Annotated in this window: 26 protein-coding genes and 1 pseudogene; 17 read left to right on the forward strand and 10 right to left on the reverse strand. The window is 57.4% G+C overall.

The window, feature by feature from the left end:
• Positions 1-100 precede the first annotated feature (100 nt).
• Complete coding sequence (locus tag BLR08_RS26400; RefSeq protein ID WP_072337263.1) at positions 101-982, forward strand: AraC family transcriptional regulator; 882 nt, start codon at positions 101-103, stop codon at positions 980-982.
• 72 nt (positions 983-1,054) lie between these two features.
• Positions 1,055-1,372 (forward strand): hypothetical protein, encoded by a 318-nt coding sequence (locus tag BLR08_RS26405; protein WP_072337265.1) that lies wholly within the window; start codon positions 1,055-1,057, stop codon positions 1,370-1,372.
• Positions 1,373-1,743: 371 nt separating this feature from the next.
• Here the strand turns inward: BLR08_RS26405 and BLR08_RS26410 are convergent, their stop codons facing one another.
• Positions 1,744-2,997 (reverse strand): glycosyltransferase family 2 protein, encoded by a 1,254-nt coding sequence (locus BLR08_RS26410; RefSeq protein ID WP_072337267.1) that lies wholly within the window; start codon positions 2,995-2,997, stop codon positions 1,744-1,746.
• A 181-nt stretch (positions 2,998-3,178) separates the two neighbouring features.
• Here BLR08_RS26410 and yyaC point away from each other — a divergent pair, with 181 nt between their 5' ends.
• From yyaC to BLR08_RS26425, 3 genes are all read left to right on the forward strand, one after another.
• Positions 3,179-3,727: a spore protease YyaC gene (gene yyaC / locus BLR08_RS26415; RefSeq protein WP_072337269.1), complete on the forward strand. Its 549-nt coding sequence runs from the start codon at positions 3,179-3,181 to the stop codon at positions 3,725-3,727.
• 16 nt (positions 3,728-3,743) lie between these two features.
• Positions 3,744-5,573: an ABC transporter ATP-binding protein gene (locus BLR08_RS26420; RefSeq protein ID WP_072337271.1), complete on the forward strand. Its 1,830-nt coding sequence runs from the start codon at positions 3,744-3,746 to the stop codon at positions 5,571-5,573.
• Positions 5,574-5,673: 100 nt separating this feature from the next.
• Entirely contained in the window at positions 5,674-5,910 is a 237-nt protein-coding gene (locus BLR08_RS26425; RefSeq protein ID WP_072337273.1) for a hypothetical protein, read from the forward strand.
• 127 nt (positions 5,911-6,037) lie between these two features.
• On the opposite strand, the gene BLR08_RS26430 is transcribed toward BLR08_RS26425, so the two are convergent.
• Genes BLR08_RS26430 through BLR08_RS26440 form a run of 3 tightly spaced genes read right to left on the reverse strand, consistent with a single transcriptional unit; the run spans position 6,038 to position 7,326 of the window.
• Complete coding sequence (locus BLR08_RS26430; RefSeq protein ID WP_072337275.1) at positions 6,038-6,352, reverse strand: DMT family transporter; 315 nt, start codon at positions 6,350-6,352, stop codon at positions 6,038-6,040.
• Positions 6,349-6,708 carry a DMT family transporter gene (locus tag BLR08_RS26435; protein ID WP_072337277.1) on the reverse strand — a complete coding sequence of 120 codons (360 nt, stop codon included), beginning with the start codon at positions 6,706-6,708 and terminating at the stop codon, positions 6,349-6,351. Before BLR08_RS26435 ends, BLR08_RS26430 begins: the two co-directional genes overlap by 4 nt.
• A gap of 39 nt (positions 6,709-6,747) precedes the next feature.
• Positions 6,748-7,326: a TetR/AcrR family transcriptional regulator gene (locus BLR08_RS26440; RefSeq protein ID WP_072337279.1), complete on the reverse strand. Its 579-nt coding sequence runs from the start codon at positions 7,324-7,326 to the stop codon at positions 6,748-6,750.
• 226 nt (positions 7,327-7,552) lie between these two features.
• On the opposite strand from BLR08_RS26440, the gene BLR08_RS26445 reads away from it, so the two are divergent.
• Positions 7,553-7,852, forward strand: a complete 300-nt coding sequence (locus BLR08_RS26445) for a hypothetical protein (RefSeq protein ID WP_072337281.1) — start codon at positions 7,553-7,555, stop codon at positions 7,850-7,852.
• A gap of 92 nt (positions 7,853-7,944) precedes the next feature.
• Here BLR08_RS26445 and BLR08_RS26450 read toward each other — a convergent pair whose 3' ends face one another.
• Positions 7,945-8,706, reverse strand: coding sequence for a sulfite exporter TauE/SafE family protein (locus BLR08_RS26450; RefSeq protein ID WP_072337283.1), 762 nt, complete (start codon positions 8,704-8,706; stop codon positions 7,945-7,947).
• 188 nt (positions 8,707-8,894) lie between these two features.
• Here BLR08_RS26450 and BLR08_RS26455 point away from each other — a divergent pair, with 188 nt between their 5' ends.
• Positions 8,895-9,611 (forward strand): oxidoreductase, encoded by a 717-nt coding sequence (locus BLR08_RS26455; protein ID WP_090586536.1) that lies wholly within the window; start codon positions 8,895-8,897, stop codon positions 9,609-9,611.
• A gap of 87 nt (positions 9,612-9,698) precedes the next feature.
• On the opposite strand, the gene BLR08_RS26460 is transcribed toward BLR08_RS26455, so the two are convergent.
• The 4 genes from BLR08_RS26460 to BLR08_RS26480 all read right to left on the reverse strand — a co-directional run bounded on the left by BLR08_RS26460 (position 9,699) and on the right by BLR08_RS26480 (position 12,911).
• Positions 9,699-10,013 carry a dehydrogenase gene (locus BLR08_RS26460; protein WP_072337287.1) on the reverse strand — a complete coding sequence of 105 codons (315 nt, stop codon included), beginning with the start codon at positions 10,011-10,013 and terminating at the stop codon, positions 9,699-9,701.
• Positions 10,014-10,526: 513 nt separating this feature from the next.
• Positions 10,527-11,792, reverse strand: coding sequence for an MFS transporter (locus BLR08_RS26470; RefSeq protein ID WP_072337292.1), 1,266 nt, complete (start codon positions 11,790-11,792; stop codon positions 10,527-10,529).
• On the reverse strand, positions 11,789-12,244 hold the full coding sequence (locus BLR08_RS26475) for a MarR family winged helix-turn-helix transcriptional regulator (RefSeq protein WP_072337294.1): 456 nt from the start codon (positions 12,242-12,244) through the stop codon (positions 11,789-11,791). Before BLR08_RS26475 ends, BLR08_RS26470 begins: the two co-directional genes overlap by 4 nt.
• A gap of 112 nt (positions 12,245-12,356) precedes the next feature.
• Complete coding sequence (locus BLR08_RS26480; protein ID WP_176835613.1) at positions 12,357-12,911, reverse strand: HPP family protein; 555 nt, start codon at positions 12,909-12,911, stop codon at positions 12,357-12,359.
• Between the two features lie 133 nt (positions 12,912-13,044).
• Between BLR08_RS26480 and BLR08_RS26485 the strand changes: the two genes are divergently transcribed.
• From BLR08_RS26485 to BLR08_RS31905, 10 genes and pseudogenes are all read left to right on the forward strand, one after another.
• Complete coding sequence (locus BLR08_RS26485) at positions 13,045-13,950, forward strand: LysR family transcriptional regulator (protein ID WP_072337296.1); 906 nt, start codon at positions 13,045-13,047, stop codon at positions 13,948-13,950.
• A 91-nt stretch (positions 13,951-14,041) separates the two neighbouring features.
• Positions 14,042-14,638, forward strand: a pseudogene (locus BLR08_RS31890) (DedA family protein); the annotation flags it as partial.
• Entirely contained in the window at positions 14,615-15,205 is a 591-nt protein-coding gene (locus tag BLR08_RS31895; RefSeq protein ID WP_371117720.1) for a nuclease-related domain-containing protein, read from the forward strand. The pseudogene BLR08_RS31890 and the gene BLR08_RS31895, both read left to right, overlap by 24 nt.
• A gap of 154 nt (positions 15,206-15,359) precedes the next feature.
• The gene (locus BLR08_RS26495) at positions 15,360-15,926 is read left to right on the forward strand and encodes a thioredoxin family protein (RefSeq protein WP_072337298.1); all 567 of its coding nucleotides are present in this window, start codon (positions 15,360-15,362) and stop codon (positions 15,924-15,926) included.
• A gap of 8 nt (positions 15,927-15,934) precedes the next feature.
• Positions 15,935-16,576: an MBL fold metallo-hydrolase gene (locus BLR08_RS26500; protein ID WP_072337301.1), complete on the forward strand. Its 642-nt coding sequence runs from the start codon at positions 15,935-15,937 to the stop codon at positions 16,574-16,576.
• A gap of 363 nt (positions 16,577-16,939) precedes the next feature.
• Positions 16,940-17,233 (forward strand): hypothetical protein, encoded by a 294-nt coding sequence (locus tag BLR08_RS26505; protein ID WP_072337303.1) that lies wholly within the window; start codon positions 16,940-16,942, stop codon positions 17,231-17,233.
• A 416-nt stretch (positions 17,234-17,649) separates the two neighbouring features.
• Positions 17,650-17,850, forward strand: a complete 201-nt coding sequence (locus BLR08_RS26510; protein WP_072337305.1) for a copper ion binding protein — start codon at positions 17,650-17,652, stop codon at positions 17,848-17,850.
• Between the two features lie 95 nt (positions 17,851-17,945).
• On the forward strand, positions 17,946-20,378 hold the full coding sequence (locus BLR08_RS26515) for a heavy metal translocating P-type ATPase (RefSeq protein ID WP_072337307.1): 2,433 nt from the start codon (positions 17,946-17,948) through the stop codon (positions 20,376-20,378).
• Between the two features lie 401 nt (positions 20,379-20,779).
• Positions 20,780-21,106: an esterase/lipase family protein gene (locus BLR08_RS31900; protein WP_256257788.1), complete on the forward strand. Its 327-nt coding sequence runs from the start codon at positions 20,780-20,782 to the stop codon at positions 21,104-21,106.
• Positions 21,093-21,383 carry a lipase family protein gene (locus tag BLR08_RS31905; RefSeq protein ID WP_256257789.1) on the forward strand — a complete coding sequence of 97 codons (291 nt, stop codon included), beginning with the start codon at positions 21,093-21,095 and terminating at the stop codon, positions 21,381-21,383. Before BLR08_RS31900 ends, BLR08_RS31905 begins: the two co-directional genes overlap by 14 nt.
• 210 nt (positions 21,384-21,593) lie before the next feature.
• Here BLR08_RS31905 and BLR08_RS26525 read toward each other — a convergent pair whose 3' ends face one another.
• Positions 21,594-23,867, reverse strand: a complete 2,274-nt coding sequence (locus BLR08_RS26525) for a helix-turn-helix domain-containing protein (protein WP_176835615.1) — start codon at positions 23,865-23,867, stop codon at positions 21,594-21,596.
• Positions 23,868-24,014: the final 147 nt, after the last annotated feature.

Genomic DNA, 24,014 nt, shown 5'->3' on the forward strand with positions numbered 1-24,014 from the left:
CCTTAATAATTGGTATAATATTGATGAAGTAATTTATATATTAAATCGCTTTTCTAGTTTTAATCAACGGTAATGAATTGAGATGGAGTGGTAAAATATTGTGCAGCATACATTCGGCTTTCGTTACCCGGACGGACAGGGTCACAAGCTTTACAGGATAGTGTCGATCGGTCACGGCACCGCGGAGCGGCCGGAGTACCGCTGGCAGGGACTTAGCCGGAAGCACGGCGGACTTATCTTTCAGTACACGTTGTCCGGGGAGGGACGCCTGCGGCTTGGCGAAGACGTACACAGGCTCGTGAGGGGTCAGGCGTTTCTGGTCACGGTGCCGAGCGATCATGAATATTATTACGAGCAGCAGCCGGGGAATGTCCCCTGGGAGTTCGTCTGGCTTCGCGTTGAAGGGATGCTGGCGGAAGAGATCGGAGCCGAATGCATCCGGAGCATGGGGCCGATCGTACAGCTGGAGCCCGGCGCTCCTGTGCTTGAAGGGCTGTGGAGACTGTACGGGGACGTATCGGCCAAGAGAATCGGGGACAAGTTCGACATGTCGCTGCGGTTGTACGAGTGGCTTCTGCTGCTTCAGAAAGCCTGCTCGGGCGGCAGCCTGCCTTTGAAAGAAGCAGGGGTTCCGGATGCCTACGAACGGGCGGCCGCATACATCCGGGACCATCTTCACGAGGATATCTCGCTTGAGGATGTGGCCCTGATTGTCGGCATCACGAAGCATCATCTGTGCAAAACATTCCCCCGCTACTTCGGCTGCACCCCGATGGATTATGTGCGGAACCGGCGCATCGAGCAGGCGGCGAGGCTGCTCAGGCAGAGCGGGCTGTCCGTCACCGAGATCGCTCGAAGCTGCGGCTTCAGCAGCACCAGCTACTTCGGCAAAGTGTTCGTCCGGCTGGTCGGGCTGACCCCTTCGCAGTACCGGGAAGCTTCCGCAGACCGCATTCAGGATATGCTGCATGTGATGGACTAGGAATGAAACGGCGGCCATCCGTGCATCTTAAGGACGGGAACCCCTAGAATCCCCCCGAGAGGAAGATGCCCCATGACCGACGTGAAGCAGCATCAGATGCCGCAGCGGCATGTGATCGATAACGCCGAGAAAGCGATCCAGGTTGCCAAGGATGCCGAGATGGCCGTGCGCCATGCCCAGCTGGAATCCAATCCTCATAAGCTCGCGGCCGCGCTTGCGGAACTCGAAGCGGCTCAGCATGCGCTGGGGAAGGCGGACAGCCAGCTGGAAGCCAGGGACCAAGGGCACCTCGCTCAGGAGCTTGTCCAGGTCCGGGATCAGCTGACGCAAGCTCAGCAAAGTCTGGACGTTACGGCCTCCAACACGCAGCAGCCCAGACAGATGCGCTAAGGCCGGACGGCAAAAGCAAGAGCAAAAGCAAAAGGGTGCGTCCCCGATGGGAGACGCACCCTTTTGCCGTCGTTATTCGCCTATACACACATACAGGAGTTGCCTTCACAGAGAGCAAGTACCGGCCGGCGGCATGTCCGGCAGACCGCTCATCACATCGACTGGATCAGCTGGTGGAGTGTAAGGAGCGTAAATGTCAGCGCCGTACTGATGACCGTGTACTTAAGTGCTTTCTCCGAAAAAGTCATTGCAGCTCTCTCCTTTACCTGTAGGCTTTAATTATATTGTATCGCAAGCCGGAAGAGGGGCGTGTTAAAGTTTGATGAAGCAGCAGCCTCTCTTTGGCTTGACGCCACAACCGATGGGTTGGATTATTCATCGCGCATGGAGCGCAGCTCCTTCAGCGAATAGAAGGTGCCGCGCCAGTAAATGCCGCCTTGCCGCAGCGTAAGTCCTACCGAGCGGCCGACTACGTAGACAAGCAGCAAAATCGTGACCGGCAAGCCGATAAGCTCGCGGCCTCCCCCGCCTGTGATCGAACGGATGAGCTTCAGGTAAACGATCAGCATCAGGACTGCGGATGCGCCGAAGCACCAGGCTGCCCAGCCGGGCGCCCAGGCCCAAGCAACCAGCGGCAGGAAGAACAGCAGCAGCTGACCCAGAATGCCAAGCGCCGCGATGCTTACTTTATAGCCGAAGCCGGAGAACAAATTTTTCTCCAGTCCTTTCACAGCTTCGTTCAGATCTCTGTACCACTCCACCTCGATATGATCCGCGCCAGAGGCCAGCCGCTGACGCAGCCGCCTCCGCTTGACCCGGCGTCCCAGCTCCAGATCGTCGTCGGGTCTCATCGCGAACTCGCGGTGCGTCCCGATCGCCTCATAGGCTCGTCTGGTCATCAGATTGAAAGCGCCGATGCCCATGCCGTGACGATGCTGGAGATCGTCGTTGGAGCGCCAGGGCCTGACATACAGGCTGAGCGTGAAGAAGAAGTAATGAACGAATGCTTTCAGCCAGAAGCCGCTTGTCCGCATCCGGGGCGCCAGCGTCAGATGATCCGCGCGCTCCTGCTGCAGGTAAGCGACAGCATCGGACACAGCTTCGGGAGAGAAGCGGACGTCGGCGTCCGTGAACAGCAAATATTTGCCCCGCGCCTGGGTATAGCCTTGATACAGCGCGTGGTTTTTGCCGATCCATCCGGCGGGCAGGCTGGTGATATGGATGATCCGCAGCGGTACGCGAATGCCTTCCCGCTTCTCGGACCAGCTGCGCAGCTCGTCGAGCTTGTGTCCGGTTCCATCCTGGGAACGGTCGTTGACGGCGATAATCTCGATGCGCGGATAAGTCTGACCGAGCAGATGCTTGACCGTGTCCGCGATGGTCGACTCCTCCTCCTTGGCCGCGATGATGATGGACACAAGCGGATAATCGAACAAAGCTTGCTTCCCGGCAAGCCCCTGCGTTCTATCGGCAGCGGCCGCCTGACGGCGCACCGCTGTTTGTATAACTGTATTACCCTCGTCATGGGGGAGTGTAAACATCAGACGCTGGGCCCGCAGCGTATCTACCAGCATAAAGATCCAGTAGCCGAGCGCGAACAGCGACAGAAAGCCGAGCAGGCTCATGGCCGCACCTCCAACTGTCCCCGGGTTTGTCCTGAATTATAGCATGCGGGCGAGTACCGCAACAAATAGTTGCCGAGTTCGAACAGCGTACAGTATGCTAACAAATACAAGAATGATGCCGGAGAGGAACCGCCCGCGGGGCGGACCCGGACAGGACCGGCGAAAGACAGGTGGTAACGTCATGCAGGAAGAGACGGCTCAGCCGTTAGTTCGGAAAAAAGTACGGGCCGAGGAGCTGCCCGAGTTTATAAGGATGATCCGCGATCAGGGGACGACGGTAAATGACATGATCTTCGTATGTGTCGGCACAGACCGTTCGACCGGCGATGCGCTCGGCCCGCTGGTCGGCTCGCTGCTGGAGGAGGCCGGCTATCGCGATGTGATCGGCACGCTGGCGCATCCCCTCGATGCCAGCAATCTGCCCACGAGACTGGCATCGCTGCCGGTAAACCGCGTCGTGCTGGCTGTCGACGCTTGTCTGGGGCAGCCGGCGTCGATCGGTTATTACCAGGTGTCGAACCGGCCGCTTGCGCCGGGCAAGTCGGTAGGCCGGCGGCTTCCTCCGGTGGGTACCTATTCGATCGCGGCTATCGTGAATGCCGACCAGGGGCAGAAATACGCGCTGCTGCAAAGCACATCCCTGTATGTGGTCATGAACATGGCTAAGGAAATTGCGTCGGCGATCCGCCAGGTGCTGCCTCCGGATTATGGCGGGAGGTTGCTGCCATGATCGGGGAGGGAGAGCAATGAGGGGAGCGGGCATGGGAGAGGGCGGTCCCGGACGTCAGCCGCGGGAGCCGGCAGGCTGGAAAGACGTCCAAATGTCGCGTGTATACGGCTTGTTCCGGCCATACAAATGGGCGCTGACCGCCATACTCGCTTTGGCGCTGCTGGGGGGCGTATTAGGACTTATACCGCCCCTCGTGATGAAGGAAATTATCGACCATGCGCTGCCGGAGGGCAGAACCCATGACCTGATGCTCATGGTGGGGCTGATGGTGCTCCTGCCTTTGCTGAGCGGGCTGATCGGCGTGTGGCAAAATTACCAGAATACGAAGGTCGCGCAGGGCGTCATGCGGGATCTGAGACAGTCGCTGTTCGCGAACCTGCAGCGCCAGTCGATGAAATTTTTCACGGATGCCAAGTCGGGGGAGATCATCCAGCGGCTGACAGGCGATGTGCAAGCCGTCCAATCGATCGTCTCGACGCTGATCGTCTCCACGATCACACAATCGGCCATTGTCGTGACCTCCGTCTGCATTTTATTTGCGCTCGATTGGCAGCTGGCCTTGGTGGCGACCGTCATCCTGCCGCTTTTCCTGCTGCCGGTTCGCCGCGTATCGGCCATCCGCAAGCGTCTGCGCATCGAGACGCAGCGGGTGCGCGGAGAGATGTCGGCGAAGCTGGGGGAAATATTCGGGGTATCGGGCGCGATGCTGACCCGCATCTTCCAGCAGGAGCCCGCCCAGCAGCGGCAGTTCGGGCAATTGAACGAGCGGGTGATGGAGCTGGAGCTGCGGCTGAATCTGGTCGGCCGCTGGTTCGGGATGGTGGTCGGGGTGCTCGGTCCGCTCGGAACGGCGCTGATCTATTTATATGGCGGCTGGAAGGTCATCAACGGGACGATGACGATCGGCAGCATCGTAGCCTTCGCCGCTTACCTGGGCATGCTGTACGGTCCGGTAGGGACACTGCTCAATCTGCGCGTAGAGCTGGGGACGGTGCTGGGCGTATTCCAGCGTTTATTCGAATACGAGGACCTGGTTCCGGAAATAGCGGACGGGGCGGATGCGCGGGAGCTGGGGCAGGCGACCGGACTGGTCGAATACAACCGGGTAGCTTATGCTTACCAGCCGGGGCAGTATGCGCTGCGCGATGTGACATTCACGGCTCATCCGGGTGAGGTGGTCGCCATCGTCGGACCGAGCGGGGCCGGCAAGTCGACCTTGATCGGGCTGCTGGCGCGGCTCTATGATCCGACGGATGGCGAAGTGAAGGTCGACGGGACGGATATCCGTCGTCTGACCGTCGACAGCTTGCGCCGTCAGATCGCCTTCGTTACGCAGGAGTCGTTCCTGTTCCATGATACGATCCGCGGGAACCTGCTGTTCGCCCGCACGGACGCTTCCGAAGCGGAAATGGAGGAAGCCTGCAGGCAGGCCCACGTGCACGAGGTCATCCTCTCGCTGCCGGAGGGCTATGACACCACCGTCGGTGAGAGGGGCCACCGGCTGTCCGGCGGCGAGAGGCAGCGGCTTGCCATCGCCCGCGCGATTTTGAAAAATCCGCGGATTCTTATCCTCGACGAAGCGACATCCCATCTCGATTCGGAATCCGAAGCCTTCGTGCAGGCGGCGCTGGACAAGCTGATGGTGGGCCGGACGACGCTTGTCATCGCCCACCGGCTGTCCACGATACTGGCAGCCGACCGGATCATCGTCCTGGAGGACGGCCGGGTGGCCGAGTCCGGGCGTCATGAGGAGCTGCTGGCGGCAGGCGGTTTGTATGCGCGGCTGTTCCGCACCCAGTTCGCGAAGGTTGATGCTGGCGGCGGCACAGGGCTTGAGCTGTCATAGGTGCGGGGCAGAATGCGGGCTTCTGAGGATGCGCACGGGACCATGCATCCAGCTTCGAGAGCGCCTAAATGTATGGATCTTTTGGAGTAGCGTTCATGTAATGAAGGAAGACCCGGTCGGTCGCATGGAGCTTCCGCCGGGTCTTCCTGCTGTAGCTTATTTGCCGCAGCTTGACGCATCAGGTTTCATTAAAAAAAGAGGCCCCTTCAGACAGGAAGCCGAAAAATCGTATAAAATGCGCCGGAGTGGCGGTCAACGTATCGGATTTATATGGAAAACCGTACAAATGCTCCCCGCGGCGGTCAAAAATGAGAGATTTGTGTGGAAAATCGTATAAATACGTTTTGTTGGCAACATATAAGACGAAGTTATATGAAAAATCGTATAAATGGGTCTGGCTGCCGTCGGCAGCCATCGCGCAGGTGGCGCCTTCCGAGCGCCGTCGTCGCAGCTTCTTTCCCCGCCTACGAGACCAGCTTCAGCCCGACTGCAGAGCCGAGAATCATCGTAATAAACAGAATGCGCAGCAGACTGCGGGGCTCTCCATAACGGACCATCCCCAGAATAGCCCCGCCGGAAGCGCCTATCCCAGTCCAGATGGCATAGGCGGTGCCCATCGGCAGCGTCTTCATCGCCAGCGTCAGCAGCAGGAAGCTGGCGCCGAAGCTCGCTGCAAGCAGCAGCAAGGAGGATAGCTTGCGGTCCTGATTCAGCTTGTTCATCATGGCAACGCCGGAAATTTCGCAAAATCCCGCGCATACGAGCAGCACCCAGTTCATATCGTCCGCACTCCTTCCGCCTTATCTTGAGCTTCCCCCGGTTCCTTGGTTACCAGCTTGAGTCCGATAACCCCGATTAGCAGTATCGCGATCAGCACAAGCTTGGCGATGCGAAGCGGTTCCCCGAAGAAAAGCGCCTCGGAGAGCACCGTACCGGCCGTGCCCAGTCCGACAAACACCGCATAGACGGTGCCTACGGGCAGCACGCTGGACGCCTTGATCATCACGTAGAAGCTGACAGCGATCGCCACGACCGTGCCGGCCCATTCCGGCGCACTGTCTGCATGCTTTAATCCGCTTACCCATGCCACCTCGAAAAAAGACGCTATAATGACTTGAATCCATTGTTTATTCATGTTGGTTCACCTGTTATGCCGTTCGGCCGGATAAGCCGCTCACTTGCATATTCCTTTCCAGAAAATAGACCAGACCGCTTGCATGCGGGCTTTCGAATCGTCTTGACGGTAGTAGAACTGCTGCAGGAACAAGCCGTCCATCACGCAATAAAAGGAAGCGATCAGCTCATCGATCGGCTGCGGACTGAGCTGGCCGGCCTGGATGCCTTCCTCGAACATCGCGCCGAGCGCGGCATGAAGCGCCTGCTCATAACCTGAGAATTGATCGCGCAGCCGATCCTCCAGCGAAGAGGGCGGGAACAGCATCGCCCGCTTCAGGAAGGTAACCTGCTCATCGCCGAGCAGATAGCTGTGCCGGGCATCCTCCAGGATGGTGCGTAGCTTATCCGCCACAGACCGTCCTTCCAGGCTCCCGATCAGCTGCTCCATGCGCCGGTTATGCTCGCCGAGGCAATCCTCCAGCACGGCCATGAACAGCTCATCCTTGCTTTTGTAGTGTGCGTAGATGGACGGAGTTTTGATTCCGACAGCCCCGGCGATTTCGGACAAAGGGACCCCGTCGTAACCGCTGCGGGTGAACAGCTGCAGCGCGGCTTCTTTAATGCGGTCGGATGTCATAGGCTCCAGCCCCTCTCTGCTTTCTAACTAACGATAGTTAGGTAAATGGTATGAGGAGAATACTAACCTATCTTTTCTTATTTGTAAAGGGGGCCGGTGATTGATTAACACGATTAATCGTTTTCCGCTAAAAAAAGTTCACATATCGAGGTTCGTCCGCATATATATGGGGTATTATCTGTTAGTGCGTCTTCATGGGCGCAAGAGAGAGAGGAGTTTTGTATGTATGCAACCTGTTCAGCATCGTAATTTGAAAGATGAGAGCGGCCGTATCTACTGCTGCCTGAGAAATAAAGTCGTGAAATTGGATGACCAGCAGAAGGAAGACTTCTGCCGCAGCTGCAGCATGTTTGCCGGGGATGCGGGCGGACTGGGCGTGGATTGCGTCTGGGAAGACCTCCGCGCAGTGGAAAGTCCGTATATCGTCCGCGATCCGGGCAAGGAATGGATGAGCAATCAGATGAAGCATATTTGGCCGCCGACTCAGACGGATCATCTGTCCACCTGTGTGGTCTATCATTCATGACAGCAGCTAGGGGAAAGGAATCCCGAACTGTCTGTCGAACCTGAAAGGGAGAGCTCGCTCCGTGTCATGGAGGCGATCTCTCCCTTTGCCGTTCAGAACAAGTCCCAAAGCTGCTTGCCGATCAGCAGGGTCGTGACGACGATGAAAAGCGGCTTTACATAGGTCGAGCCTTTGCGGATGGCCAGCTGGGAGCCGACCAGCGCGCCTGCGATCATCGCCAGCCCCATAGGCAGGCCGTAGCCGATATGGACTGACTTCAGGAGGAAGAAGGAGGCCAGCGAGGCGATATTGCTCGCGAAGTTCAGCACCTTGGCATTGGCGGAGGCGCCTACGAAGTCGTAGCCGAACAGCAGGAAAACGAACAAAAGGAAGGACCCGGTCCCGGGGCCAAAGAATCCGTCGTAGAAGCCGAGCACGAATGCGGCCGCCCCAAGCACAGTCCGCGAAGTTTTTGTCATCGGGCGCAGGCGGCCGGTTCCGTCCCAATTTTTTTTGAACAACGTGTAGATGAGAATGACAATCAGCAAACTAACGACAAGCGGGCGCAGGAACGAAGACGGCAGCAGATGAACCGTATAGGTGCCCAGCGCTGACCCGACGAAGGCAAGGGGGAACAGAGCCAGCGCGATTTTTTTGTCAATTTTCCCTGATGTAAGGAAAGATAAGGTGCTGGTCAGCGAGGACAAAGTCCCTCCCAGCTTGTTGGTGCCAAGCGCGATGCTTGGCGGCAATCCGGCGAGCAGCAGAGCGGGCAGGGAGACGAGCCCTCCCCCGCCTACGACGGAATCGATAAAGGCGGCTATAAAGCCCGCCGCCAGCAGAAACAGAAGCATGTCCAATGTGGGCCATTCCATGATGCAGACTCCTAACGTTTAGATGAGAATCGTGATGAATTTCTCTGGAGGGCTGCTTGTGCAAGCGTCCCTCGCAGGCAATAGAATTAGTATAGTGAAACAGTGTCCATTGTACAATGGCCTATCTATGCCGCTGCGTCTTCAGGCGGACAGGTTTCGGAAAAAAGTAATCAGGCGAAGGAGCACAAATGATGGATCAGCAAACAAGTAAAACGGCTGTTGTGGCTGGCGCTACGGGGCTTGTGGGCAGGGAGCTTGTCCGCCAGCTGCTGGAGCAGCCGTCCTATTGCAAGGTGACCGTGCTTGTGCGCAGAACAACGGGCTTGTCCCACCCTAAGCTCTCGGAGCGGCAAATTTCCTTCGACCGCTTGGAGGAAGAGCTGAATGGAGAACGGAATGAAGGGCTGCTGCAGGGGGCGGATGTGTTCTGCGCCTTGGGAACGACGATCAAGACGGCGGGCAGCCAGGAAGCCTTCCGCCGCGTCGACTATGAATACCCGCTGGCCCTTGGCCGTGCGGCACGGCGCGGAGGGGCGGCCTGTTATGTCATCGTGTCGTCGCTGGGCGCGGACCCGCAATCGAGAATTTTCTACAGCCGGGTGAAGGGGGAGACAGAGCGGGATCTGACCGCTCTCGGTCTCCCGCGGCTTGTGATCCTTCGTCCGTCCCTGCTGCTGGGCGACCGGCAGGAGAAGCGCCCGGGCGAGCGCGCGGCTGCGGTGCTGTTCAAGCCGCTGGGCACGCTGATGATCGGGCCGCTGGCAAAGTACAGAGCGATCGAAGCCCGCACCGTCGCCATTGCGATGCGGCTGGCCGCCCGGGAGGCGGGTGGTCCGCAGGTCGAGGTGATCGACTCCGGCAGGATGGCTTCGCTCGTATCGGCAGCCGGGAGTTGCCGGTCTTGAGTTTGATTTTGACTTCGACTTCGGGGCGCGCGCAATTGTCAAGCCTCGAATTTGAGCGTTCGGCAGGAAGAGGCCGATGCGCATGCATCAGCCTCCAAACGACTCGCGGAACGCATGGGACATCGCCGGCTGCTCTACGCCCCACATGGCGGCAACCTCGGAGCTGACATGCTCGTCGAACCAGTCGGCCAGCAGCTTGCGGTTGCTGCCATTCTCCGCAATATAGGGGAGATTGGCCATCACCTTGCGGTAATAAAAATCATCCGCCTCGCGGATCTGCTCGGGCGTGATGAAACGGCCGAGCTTTTTGCGGGCGCGGTACAGCTCGCGGCTGCAGGTGCGGCGTATTTGCCTGGCGGACGGCAGCGGCTTCTGATGCTTCATGTGATTTCCCGGATTCATAGGTTCACCCACTCCTTCCCACCTATGGTATGCGGGAGACGGGGCGGATGTACCAGATGAGCAGGTGGGGACGGCTCAGATGTGCGGGTAGGGATGGGGGCGTACGATTGGGCTGACGGGACGGGGAGTCCGAAAATGGAATCTGGCAGCGTGGTCGTGAGATGACTCCTGCCGTGTGGCTCGTCGGAGGTTTGCGGCGCTGATCGAGGCGTGCGATCGAGGCCGTTTGCGGGCTTGGATCATGTCTCTAAGCCTGCCGGCGGGCTTGCGCTTATGAAATTGTGCGCTGAACTGGCCCAGGCAGGCCGCCGTGAATCCAAAAAGGTCGAGTCCAGGGGCTGTAGCAGCCCTGAACCCGACCTTTTTGCTCATGATGCGGTAAGAAGCCTTCTCCTCTGGCAGTAATAACGGCGCTTGAGCAGCCTCCTCCGCCATGCCGGCCTCCCGCGCTGTGACCGGGTAATCCTACGGATGCTTCTATCCGGAAAGAGGGAAGGCCGCCAAAAAAGACGGCTACCGGCTGAGACCGGAAGCAGCCACTTTGCGGAAGCGGGCTTCCATCAGCAGCGTTCCCCCGTAGAGCAGCAGGAACAACACCATCGTCAGCGCCGACATCCGGTACATCCAGGCGTAGCCGGTGCTGGCCGCAATACTCCCGAGCAGCAGGGAGCCGAGGGCGATGCCCAGGTCGATCGAGTTGTAGAAGGCCGCATTGGCCGAGCCCCGGCGTTCGGGGCTGACCGAGCCTACCATCCAAGCCTGGAGGGAAGGCTGGAGCATACCATAGCCGGTGCCATAGCAAAGCGCTGAGACAATTAGGCCGGCAAGCCCGTGAGTATAGGACAAGCAGAGAAGTCCGACAAGGACGAGTAGCGCTGCCGGCGGCAGTACAGCTAGGTGGCCGCGAGTGTCAAACAGCTTGCCTGCGAATGGGCGGACCAGAACGACGGCGCCGGCATTGAACAGGAAGAACCAGCCGACATTGGCCAAATTTGCCTCCTTGCCGTACAGGGCCAGGAAGCTGATAAGCCCTCCGTACGTAAACGCAAGCATCATGCTGAGCAGAAAAGGCAGCAGCATCCCCCGGTTGAGCCTGCGGTTGCCGGAGGATTCAGCCTGAGCGGGAGAGGCGGGCGGCGGCTCCGGAGACATGCTTTTGGGCGCAGACTCTGCAGCTGCGGGAGCTGTCTCCTGCTGTGGGCGCTTGGCCCGGACGCCGTAGACCAGCGGAATGATCAGCGCGCCGAGCACAGCAGCCACGGCTATAAGCGTGCCGAACCCGTAAGCGTCCAGCAGCCAAAGGCCGATCAGCGGGGCGAGGGCCATGGAGAAGCCGGATGACAGGCCAAAGTACCCCATCCCTTCTCCGATGCGTTTCATCGGGATAATATCCGATACCATCGTGCCATACGTCGTGCTGGCTACTCCGAAGCCGACGCCGTATAGGAGACGGATGGCAAGGAACAATAGGAAGGAACCGGCGGCATAGAAGCTTATTGTCGCCAATACATAGAAAGCAAGCCCGACCAGCAGGATAGCGAGCCGCGGACCGGTCTTCAGCATCCGTCCGGTGAACAACCGGGCCACGACAGCCGTCAGCGCGAACAGACTGATGACAAGCCCTACGGCAAACTGATCGGCTCCGAACGCCTCCGTCACATAAGAGGGCAGCGCCGGCGTAATCATCTGCAGATTCAGATACAGCAGCAGGTTGCTTAAAGTAAGCAGGATGAAGCTGCGCGTCCATAGACGCGGCTCGGGGGAGACGGATGGATTCATGAACGTTCCCCCTCCTCCAGCAGCAGCCCGAGCCGGTCCTGCAGGCGCTCATGAATCTGGCGGAACATGTCAAGCTCTGCCGCTTCCATATCCCCGAATATATCCTGGAGCGTCATATTCTCGATCGGAATCATCAACTCGATCTTCTCGCGGCCTTGCAGTGTCAGATAGACCTGGAACGAGCGTCGGTCGTTCTGGTTGATCTCCTTGCGCACCAGGTTTTTGCGGATCAGACAGTCCAGGATACGGGCTATCGTTGGCTGATCCTTCACGGAACGCGCGGCGATCTCCTTCTGGCTGATCCCGTCTTCATCATGGAGACGATACAGCACGGAGAACTGCTCGGTCGTAATATCATGCTCGCGAAGACGGATGGAAAGCAGGTTGGCCATCTTGCGGTGCGTCTGTCCGATAAGAAATCCGATGGATTCGGAAGATGGTTCGGGCATCATGAGTCACCTCTATTTGCAAAATTAATTGTCATAACAATTATATGTTTGACAACTAAAATTGTAAATGCCAAAAAACCGGCCCGTCTCCCATCAGACTAAGCCTGCCCCGCTTCTACAGCCAGCGCTGCGGGTAACGCCGGCCTTGCAGCCGATGGTATATCCAGGCGGCCGCCACAATCCAGACGGCTCCTGCCAGCGCGGGCGCCCCGAGAAAGCTCCAGGCGCCGCCGCCCAGCATAACGACGAGCGGGTCGGCGCCGGCAGGCGGATGCAGCGTACGGGTCAGCAGCATGAGCGTGATGGCGAGGCCGACGCCAAGCGCGGCCGACCAAGGATGCATGCCTGCTGTGTGCAGCAGGGCTAACCCTATGGCGGTGCTGAGCACATGCCCGCCGATGACGTTGCGGGGCTGGGCCAGCGGGCTGTCGGGCAAAGCGAATACGAGCACGCAGCTGGCCCCAAACGGCGCCATCAGCAGCGCCCAGCCCGTCCAGGAGCCGAACTGAAGCGCAGCGAGGATAGCGGCGAACGCTCCGGCGCCGGGACCGATCGCGGCGAGCGACAACCTCAGCCAGACGGCCGCCTGACCGCGGGGAGAAGGTGTAGAGTTCGCGGAACCGCCCGGACTCGCCGAAGCGCCGGGATCTACGGATGCATGGGGATTCATTGGGCTCTCTCCTTTCCATTTTTGGAATGTCATGATGGCGATCATTACTCCAGCATGGTATCATGAACATGATTCATTTGAATAACGAATGTTTTTGATAACAATCATCGAATAATGAAATGAGTGATACCAGATGCTGGACCGGCTGGAAGGACGGTTTTTTCGTACATTTATTGCGGTGCTGGAGGAAGGCGGCATCGGCAGGGCGGCAGAGAAGCTTGGCTATGTGCAGTCCACGGTCACTACGCAAATCCGGCTGCTGGAGGAATCGGTCGGGCAGCGGCTGTTTGACCGGCTGCCGCGCGGCGTGGAGCCTACTGAAGCCGGCCGCCGATTGGCCTCGTACGCCTACCGGTTCCTGGAGCTCGGGACGGAGCTGGAAGCGGGCATGACCGATGAGCGGGAGCCGAGAGGAACCGTGCGCCTCAGGGCGCTGGAGTCGTTCGCAGCCGCCTTCCTCTGGGAGCCGCTTCAGGCGTTTATGGCCCGCTACGGGCAAGTCGAGGTCCAGCTTGACTGCGGCTTTCAGTCCGACACGATCGAAGCGCTGCGCGAGCGGCGCATCGAGCTGGGACTTATCCCCGGCGATCCGGGGCTTGCCGATATCGAATTCCTGCCTATCGCGGATGATGAGCTGATCTGGGTCGCCGCGCCCGCTCAGGCTGCCCGGCTCGCAGCGGACGGCTCAGCCGCGGTCGGCAGCCTGAGGCTGATCGGATTCGGGCCGCGCTGCGCCTACACAGCCGAAGCGGAAGCGTCGCTGGCCCGGATGGGCGCCGCCGTCTCCATGCGGGCGGAATTTGCTTCGCTGGAGATGATCGTGCAGGCGGTGCGAAGCGGCTGGGGGCTTGCGTTTATCCCGCGCTCCAGCGTCCGGCCGGAGCTGGCTGCCGGCGAGCTGGCCGTCTGCGCAGGGCTGGGCGGCAAGTCCTTCAGCCACGGTCTTGTCCGGCTGAAGCGGAAGGCGTTATCCCTGCCTGCGGAGCTGCTGCATGCGCATATAGCCGGATGCGGCATGAACAGGCTTATGATAGAATAGAATGGGCTTGGAGAAGATGACAGATTCTCCCAGACCATAACAGAGAAGCCAGTGAACAATTTGGAGGAGGAAAGGAAGAGACGGCACAATTATGAGCGAGCTGCTGCATTCATGGATTCAATCGGCGCTTCTGTTCATCGAAGGGCTTGGCGTGTGGGGAATTTTACTTGGACTTATGCTGGAGGTGATCCCGAGCGAGATCGTGCTCGCGTACGGCGGGTATCTCGTCTCTCGCGGCGAAGTTTCGCTCCTCGGCGCCATTATATTCGGTACGATCGGCTGCCTGCTTCAGCAGGTAATTTTGTACGGCTTGGGCCGTTATGGCGGGCGTCCGGTGCTTGATAAGTTCGGCAAATATCTGCATCTTAAGAAAAAGCATCTGGATACGGCGGAAAATTGGTTCAACCGGTATGGCCCGGGCATGGTATTTCTGGCCCGCTTCGTGCCGGTGCTGCGGCAGGCGATCTCGATTCCGGCGGGGATGGCCCGCATGCGGCTCACCGTCTTCCTTTTCTATACACTGCTCGGCACGATTCCTTGGGCGATCTTATTCGTATACCTGGGCCGGACGCTGGGCAACAATTGGGAGCAGATTGACGAGGTCGCAGGTCCGTATGTGAAACCTCTGCTGTACGGCGCCGTCATGCTTGCAGTGCTGTATTTCGTGTGGAAATGGCTGCTTCGCCGCGCCGCGCGCCGGCGGACCAAGGCTTCTCCTGCGCTGCGGGAGACGGACGGACAGGCGGGGGGAGCCGGGGCCGCGCTCAGCGGAGTAACCCAGCAGCTCCGGTACATAGGCGGGGAATACCGTGTGCTTCATGGCCGGCGTGTCAAAGGCAGCGGCAGTCCGCAGGAAATTGATCATATTGTCATCGGTCCGGGAGGAGTGTTCCATATCGATGCGAACCCTTGGTCGGGAGAAATCCGCTTCGAGGAGAGAGCTTTGGAGAAAGGCCCGTCGCAGACGGCCGCAGCGGGAGAGCCGGATAAGGGCAGCATAGACCCTACAGCACCGCTATACCGGCATGAGTATGTCATCAAGGAGCTGCTGCGGCAGCACAAAATGCGCGCGGACGTCATCGGCATCGTCTGCTTCACGCATCCGAACAGCCGGCTGATCGGCACAAGCCAGGCTTTCACGGCGCTGAAGGCGGACCGTCTCGTGCCTTTTCTGAAAAACTACCGCCCCAGCCGGACGCTCGCTCCGGCGGAGGTTGCCCGGATCGAGCAAATCCTGCTCGAGAACAGCGAATAGACGGCGCGGACGGAGCCGGCGGCGGCAAGTTTGTCAGGGCGGCTCTGCCGGCCACCCGGCGATACGAAGGCCAGAGCCTAAGGGATGGAGCGCAGACGGATTTTTTGGTACAATAACCCATAGTAAGCAGCCTGAAGGAGGATGAACCAAGCGCATGAGCAAAAATTTGAGCAGCAAGCTGAATCAAGGATTGTCGCCGGAGCAGTTCATCAATGCGATGACCAAAAACCAGGACAAATTCAAGGAATGGTACGAAGCTTTCGCCTGGGAGAATGAAGGGGACAAGGAGTTTTTCGAGTCGTTGAACAATCGCGACGATCTGCGCTGCCTGATTCTGGCGGCCGACTGGTGCGGCGATGTCATCCGCAACGTGCCTGCGGTTCTGCGCGCCCTGGAAATTTCGGGCATTCCGACGGAGCTGTTGATCAAGGAAGAGCATCCCGATGTGATGGCCCAGTTCCTGACCATGGGCGGTGAAGCGATCCCGATCGTTATTTTTACCGATTTCAGCGGATTCGTCCTGGGGCAGTGGGGGCCGCGTCCGGCTCATGTACAAGCCGTGATGAACCGGTTCAAGCAGGAAAACCCGGACCGTGAAGCTCCGGATTATCAGGATAAAATCAAGGTTGCCCGCGAAGAGATGGGACGCCAGTACGGTGAAGGCACCGGCTATCAGGCGGTTATCGTCAAGGAGCTTCGCGAGCTGCTGTCCACGTTCTAGAGCGGCCGATGAGCGAAGAACTGAAGCCGCTCCAAGTCGAAGTGTTCCAGCTGGGTCCGATCCAGACGAACGCTTACCTGCTGACCGTACCCGGGGAGAAGAAGGGCATCGTCATCGACCCCGGGATGAATCCCGGCCCGCTGATGAAGCGGGTAGCCGACCTGGAGATCGAAGCGATCCTGCTGACGCACGCTCACTTCGATCATATAGGCGGCGTCGACGAGCTGCGCAAAGCCAAGGGCTGCCCGGTCTATCTGCATGACGCGGAAGCCGACTGGCTTGGCGACCCGAAGCGCAACGGCTCGGCCCGCTGGCCGGAGCTCGGAGCCCTGATCACGACCGATCCTGCAGAATATGCGCTGGACGACCGCCAGCAGCTGAAACTGCTCGGCCGCACGTTCCAGATCATGCATACGCCGGGCCATTCGCCTGGCAGCGTCAGCATCCTGCACGGCAAGCTGCTGTTCGGCGGCGATGTGCTGTTCCGCATGTCGGTCGGCCGCACCGACCTTCCGGGCGGCAGCCAGCGCGATCTGATGGATTCGATTCATGGCAAGCTCTTCGAGCTGCCGGACGACACGATCGTTTATTCGGGACACGGCCCGAAGACGACGATCGGCTACGAGCGCGAGCATAATCCTTACGTATAACTGACAAACCGACAAGCCCGGATGGGACAGACATTCGTCTTCCCTTCCGGGCTTGTTGGCGTTCGGCAGAAGGCAATCCCCCACAGTGTGAACAGCTTGAGGCAGCGGCCTACGCGGCCGGAGCAGCCGGCGTTGTCATCGAGCGCGTAACCGAAGACAACCGGGGAAGAACCGGCTGAAACAGGGCTGACGTCTATTTTAACTGAAAATGGGTGAATACCGTGCTCGGGATAGGTGAGTCACCATAGACTGTTGTTGTGTCCCGAGACAATCGCACAGGAGCATTTGCCCCGGCGCAATCGGGCTCTGAACAACGAAAGCCGGCATGCCGGACTTTCGCAAATCTACGGAGGTGTTCTCTCGATGGAAAAAATTCAACCGATGATGCAAAGCCCGATGCAAATGCCTGCTATGGCAGCCCCGGCTTCCCCAGCCGTTTCCCCGGCAGCCATGCCTCAGCCGATGTATGGCGCACCGATCAACGTCCATGCCAGCTATGAGGAAATCAACATCTATGCTCCGAAAAAGCACCACCACCATCATCACATGCCTGCGGCAGTCTCTCCTGCCTATGCCGCTCCCCGGATGAACGCGGCAAGCATCCTGGTGCTGTACATTTTGCTCGTCATCATCCTGCGCAGCTTCCCGCGCTGCTGACCGTCTACGGCTGAGGAAGGTTAGCAAGGCACATAGCCGGGCAAGATAAAGACCCCCCGTAGAAAAGCCGGAGGCGGTCACAAGGCTTCCCTCGCAGCACAGCGGTAATTGACGCCGGCTGCGAGGGGCCTTGCGCAAGGTCGACGGTCCGATAATCAAGAAAAATAGGGGCATACATAAGAAATAACCTGATCGGCACTGGAAGTCCGGTGAACAACCCGCGGTCTGCGGATGATCGACGGACGGACAAGCATGAATAGGGAGACCGCAAGAATATTTAGTTTTGCTCTTTACATACCCATGGAGGGTATAGTATGATGACATTACCGAGAGCAAGTAAAAGCATCCTGTCGGAAGCAAGCTTTCGAAGTTTAGGGTAATGACAGGTATAACATATTAATTTTGGAGGGATAACTATGCAACAAGCCACTTTAACTGTCCAGGGAATGTCTTGCAACCATTGCGTAAACTCAATCGAGAGCGCCTTAAATACATTGGGAGTATCCGGGAAAGTAGATCTTGCCGCAGGCTCGGTCAGCATTCAATACGAGGAAAGCCAAGTCACATTGGATGCGATCAAGGAAGCAATCGAGGAACAAGGCTACGATGTCGTCTAGGCTTATGGGGCTTCCGGATTTTGGAGCCCCAAGCCATTTTTTTGGTCTTCTATATACCCCATGGGGGTACATAATGGATAGGGGAGGAAGCGGATATGAGCGGCAATAAAGCTTTGGAGCAGCAGCGGCAAACCACTTTGCAAATTACCGGCATGACATGCGCCGCGTGCGCTAACCGGATCGAAAAGGGATTAAGCAAGCTGGAGGGCGTTTCCCAGGCGACGGTAAATTTTACGCTGGAGCAAGCCTCCGTTACCTTCGATCCGGGTAAAACCGATCTTTCCCGCATGGAGCAAAAAATTCAAGCGCTCGGTTACGGCACTGTGACGGAGTTGGTTGATCTGCAGATTACAGGTATGACCTGTGCGGCATGCGCGGCCAGAATTGAGAAGGGACTCGGCAGACTGCCGGGCGTGACGCAAGCAAACGTGAATCTGGCTCTGGAAACGGCTCATGTGGCCTACAATCCGGCCGCTGTGACCGCAGCCGACATCGTTCGGAAAATTGAAACGATCGGTTATCAGGCAGCGGTCAAAGGGGAGCAGAAGGATGCGGGGGACCGCCGGCAGAAAGAGATCAAGCATCAGAAGCGCAAGCTTGCGGTGTCGGCCCTGCTTTCCCTCCCGCTGCTGTGGGCGATGGTCAGCCATTTCTCCTTCACTTCCTTCATCTGGCTGCCGGAGCTGTTTATGAACCCTTGGTTTCAGCTGGCATTGGCAACCCCGGTTCAGTTTATTATCGGCAGACAGTTCTACATCGGTGCCTATAAAGCGCTCAGGAACGGCAGCGCGAATATGGATGTGCTGGTGGCCTTGGGCACATCAGCGGCCTATTTCTACAGCCTTTATCAGACGATAAATACGCTTACTGCCGGCAGACATCATCAGGTTGACCTTTATTATGAAACAAGCGCAGTCTTGATTACGCTGATCTTGCTGGGAAAGCTGTTCGAGGCGCTGGCCAAGGGCAGATCGTCCGAGGCGATCAAAACCTTGATGGGGCTGCAGGCCAAGACGGCAACGGTCATCCGGGCAGGCCAGGAGATGACGATAGCCGTCGAGCAGGTGATAGCCGGGGATGTTGTGGTGGTGAAGCCCGGAGAGAAAATTCCGGTAGACGGCGAAGTGGTCTACGGCACGTCTTCCGTCGATGAATCGATGCTGACCGGGGAGAGCATTCCTGTTGAGAAGCGCACAGGAGATCTCGTTATCGGCGCGACGATCAATAAAAACGGCATGCTGCGGATTCAAGCGACGAAGGTCGGTAAAGAAACGGCGCTTGCGCAAATCATCAAGGTAGTGGAGGAGGCGCAAGGGTCCAAGGCGCCGATCCAGCGGGTGGCCGATGTCATCTCGGGGATATTTGTCCCTATCGTCGTCGGTATTGCCGTCGTTACTTTCCTCGTCTGGTATTTCGCGGCCGAGCCGGGGAATTTCGCCGACGCGCTTGAAAAAGCGATAGCCGTCCTCGTTATCGCATGTCCCTGCGCATTGGGCCTGGCGACGCCAACCTCGATCATGGCCGGCTCCGGCCGCGCGGCCGAGCTGGGGATTCTCTTCAAGGGAGGAGAGCATCTGGAGGCCGCTCACCGGGTCGATGCCATCATCCTGGATAAGACCGGGACGGTCACGAAAGGAAAGCCGGAGCTGACGGATGTCATCGTGGAGAGTCAGTTCAAGGAGCAGGATTTCTTGCGGCTTGTAGGCGCAACGGAGAAACATTCGGAGCATCCGCTTGCGGAAGCGATCGCCGCAGGCATCGGGGCCCGAGGGATCGAGCTGCCGGAGACAGACCAATTCGAGGCTATTCCGGGCTATGGCATCCGCGCTGTCGTGGAAGAGAAAGAGCTGCTTGTCGGTACAAGAAAGCTGATGGGCAAATACGATATTCAGGCCGATGCCGCCTACGGCAGGATGAATGAACTGGAGGAGACCGGAAAGACCGCGATGCTCGTCGCGATTGACGGCCGCTATGCTGGCATCGTCGCTGTAGCCGACACGATCAAGGAAACGTCCAGGGAAGCCGTGCGGCGCTTGCAGAGCCTTGGCATCGATGTCATCATGATTACGGGCGACAATGAACGGACAGCGAGAGCCATCGCGGCTGAGGCCGGGATCGGGCAGGTATTGGCCGAGGTTCTGCCGGAAGGCAAGGCGGCTGAGGTGAGAAAGCTGCAGGAGTCCGGGAAGAAGGTAGCCATGGTCGGAGACGGGATCAATGACGCTCCCGCACTGGCAACGGCGGATATCGGGATGGCTGTCGGAACCGGTACCGATGTGGCCATGGAGGCGGCGGATGTCACGCTTATGCGCGGAGACTTGAACAGCATTCCCGACGCTATCTTTATGAGCAAGAAAACGATGGCCAACATCAAGCAAAACTTGTTCTGGGCGCTTGCTTACAACGTCATCGGCATTCCGATCGCGGCGCTTGGCTTCCTGGCGCCATGGCTGGCCGGCGCTGCGATGGCGCTTAGCTCGGTTTCGGTTGTATTAAACGCGTTAAGACTTCAGAGGATTAAACTTTAACGCAATTAAGGAGCGCCTCATCTGGCTCATTCGATGATGGACAGACCGTTATTTCCACAAGGTTTTCACTGACAAAATTTTTACGTAAAGCCCCTTGCTTCCGGCTAACGCATAAGACCGGCGGGAGGGGCTATTCCGATTTACAGCCCCGTTGCTAAATAAGCGACCAACTTTCCCGTAATTCGAACCGTTTCCTCCACAACTGATCCACTATTATTTGAACCATTTCTAGAGGTTTTGGGATATTTCACTGGGCTTATTTTTGCTAATCTTTTTATGTAAGCACTTTATATGAAAGGGGTTGGGCGATTGATGAGGTAGAGGGTCCTTTTTGTTTTGAAAGCGGTTTCGGTCGGAAGAAGGGCTTGCCAGTTCCATAAATCAAGAAGAAATGAGGTCATATGATGAAAAGAAAAATGCAGTTCATGATGCTGTTCAGCATGCTTGCTCTCCTGTTGGCGATAACATGTGCATGGAGTCCCATGACAAACACCGCAGAAGCGGCTACTGCCCGTGTCCCGGTCGTATTCGTTCACGGATTAACCGGCAGCGATACGAATTTTGACTCGATCAAAAGCTATCTGCTGGGCCAAGGGTGGAGCGAGGATGAGCTGTATGCGATAGATTTGCCAAGTAAAAGCGGCCATCAGGAGTTGAACTCGGCAGCGCTTGCTTCCTTTGTGGATCCAGCAAACCGGACACTCGAAAGTCCATATGGTCGCGCATAGCATGGGCGGCGCCAACAGCTTGTACTACATTCTGTATAAGGGAGGAAATACGAAGGTTTCGAAGCTGGTTACACTGGGGGGAGCCAACAGCGTAACGACCAGCTACGCTCCGTGGGGCATAGCTACGACTTCGATCTACAGTGCGAATGACGGCGTAGTCGCCAATAACTGGTCTTTCCTGTTCGGAGCGAATAACATTAAAATTTATGGGGTATCCCATGTGGAGCTGCTGACCAATACGTATGTGAAATCGCTCATCAAGTCAGCGCTGAACTAGGAGTCCGGTGAACAAGAGGCCCGAGGCCGCACGTTATTCACCGGACTTTTAGGAAGCCGACGGCAATGGCAGCTGGACGATCACGATCGAGCGGTTGCCATTGTTTTTAGTTATCGTACTATCCGGCGCTATAGTAGGGAGGGAGAGCTTCGCGCTAACAAAGTATCTAAAAGCTGGCGCAGCAGACAGCAGAGCTCTATCTCTCGCGGACTAGGCCTCGTCTTCGCTTGTCCCTTGATATCCGTTTAATGCTCGGAATTTTCCCGGAGTCATCCCGACTTCGCGCTTGAACGAGCGAATGAAATTTTGCGGATTCGTGAAATGCAAGTTTTGGGCGATCCGGTTCACGCTATCTTCGGTTTCCAGCAGCATCGTCTTCGCGACGCTAATGCGTTTGGCAGTCAAATATTCCGTGAACGACATGCCTTTCTCCTTGCGGAATACTTGACTTAAATACGCTGGAGAGTAGCTAAGCTTCACCCCGAGCTCCTCCAGCGTCAGCTCCGAGTAGCCTTCCTGCTCCAAACACCGAATCATATCGTCGGAAATTTTTTTGTGCTCCTGATCGGTCTTGTCCTCAATGAGCTGCATGATCGGGCCGATTACCTGACGCATGAACCAATCCTCAATGTCGGCGGCGGTTTGCTGCGCCATCAGGTCCTGGATCAGCTTCTGGTCGGGGCCGTGCTCGAAAGGATACTGATTTAAGATTTCGCTTAGCAGCCGGATCAGCACGAGCTGGTAGTCGGCCGGCGTGCCTGCATGCTGCAGCAAAGCTTGAATGAACCGCGAAAGCACCTCTTGCGCGGTCTCTTTATCGTTCAGCTTGATCGCGTCCTTCAATTGAGCGGAGAGCACGACGGGGTACCGGAACATGGCGCTGCCAGAGATCGGCTCCACGTCTTCAATAAACAGCAGGGAGCCGTTCCCGAACTTAACGCGATATTTCAGGGCGTCCAGCCCTTCCGCCAGGGCTTCCTGCGCGAGCGACAATTCCGAGAATGTTCGGCTGACGCCAAAGCTGACAGAAATTCCTAGATACTGGGTGATATTCCGCTGCACGTCCTCCCCCAAGGCGAGGACTTCCTGCTTGTTCAGCTCCTGCGAAACCCCGCTCAAGGAGACGAGACAGATAAGCGACTGGTTCATCACGACGGGCGAGAGCTGGACCGGCGAAGGGATGGTCTCTTGCAAAATGTTCATCGCAGCAAACAGCAGCAGTTCCCGGTCAGCTTCCCTGAAGCGGATCCCTTCGAATGTATCGATCTTCATGACAAGCACCGCATAGTGCTTGGAGTCGCGGAAGCGCGGATGGCTGAGCAGCACCTTTTCCTCAATTTCCTTAGGCAGAAATTCCCCTTGAAACAGCTTCAACACGTAATATTTGTGCAGTTCCTTCCCCTGATTGGCGAGCTGCTGCCGCATATTCAGGAGCGAGCTCGCGATAAAATCGAGCTCGTCCAGATTTCTTCTCCCTTGTTTATCCTTTGCGAGCTGGCTGTAGAGATTATGGATAGGCGAATACATACGCAAAGAGCCTTTATAAGAAAGCACCAGCATGATGCCGATGATCGCTGCGCCCGTTAACAGCGTCGCCCAAGCGATCCCGTAGTTTTCCCGGTTGATGACCGAAATAGGCACAACGGATAAGTAAGTCCAGTTCGTGTAGGCCGATTTTTGATAAAAAATATAGACCGTCTCGCCGAGCAGATTCTCCTTAGCGTAGCCGGTCGGCGAGCTTGCCTGGGTGACCAACCCGGATAAAATCTTCTCCAACGGTTTCGTCTGGGTGTCGTTGTCGGCGTTTGAGGCGATCATCTGCATGCGCTCGTTGGCGATCCAGACGCTGCCGAATTGTCCCGAATTGGCGATCCAGCGGTTCACCTGCTTATACTCGATCAGGGAGAGCACCAGACTGTTCGCTTCGGACGCGTACTGAGGGATCGGCTTGGCAAACAGGAAGCCGTACGGAATACCGGCATCTGCAAGCGAGAGCCCGGAATCGGCGCTATGCTCCAGGATGAAGGGATGCAGCTTCACTTGCTCGTTCAACCGTTCGAATGCCTCTCGCTCGCTGTCGTTCAAGTCGAATATTTTGTTGGGGAAAATGGCCCACTTGTTTTTGATGTTTAAGAAATACAAGCTGCGAATATCGGAATTGCCGGCGGCGGTCGTTCCTAATAAATGGTTGAGCTCTTGAATCATTTCGAACTCGCGGGGCTGCAGCGGCGTATACGCTCCCTTTGCCAGGAGGGGGGATGCAGCAACTTGCTTCATGGTATGCTCCACAATTTGCAGGTTTTGTTCGACGGTCATGCGTGTCTGCTCCAGCAGCTGCTGCATGCTCTGCTCCACCTTGTTCACAATACTCACCGATGCGGTGAAATAGGAGAAGACGCCAAGGCAGACCACGGGCAGCGTAGAGATAAGAATTGCAAAAAGCAGCAGACGCCGCAAATATTTGGGCACATTCATTGGAGTCATGATCCCTTTCCTCGTCCTTAGACGCGCGTAGTTCCGAACCGTATCCCTATTATAGGGAAGTATCGTAGATATGCAAAGATAGCTAAAGTACGCTAGGCAATAATCTATTCTGTTGATTATTTCTATTCTGGAGAGCATCGGCGGCCT

It is taken from the genome of Paenibacillus sp. cl123, assembly GCF_900101595.1.
Taxonomy (GTDB): Bacteria; Bacillota; Bacilli; order Paenibacillales; family NBRC-103111; genus Paenibacillus_G.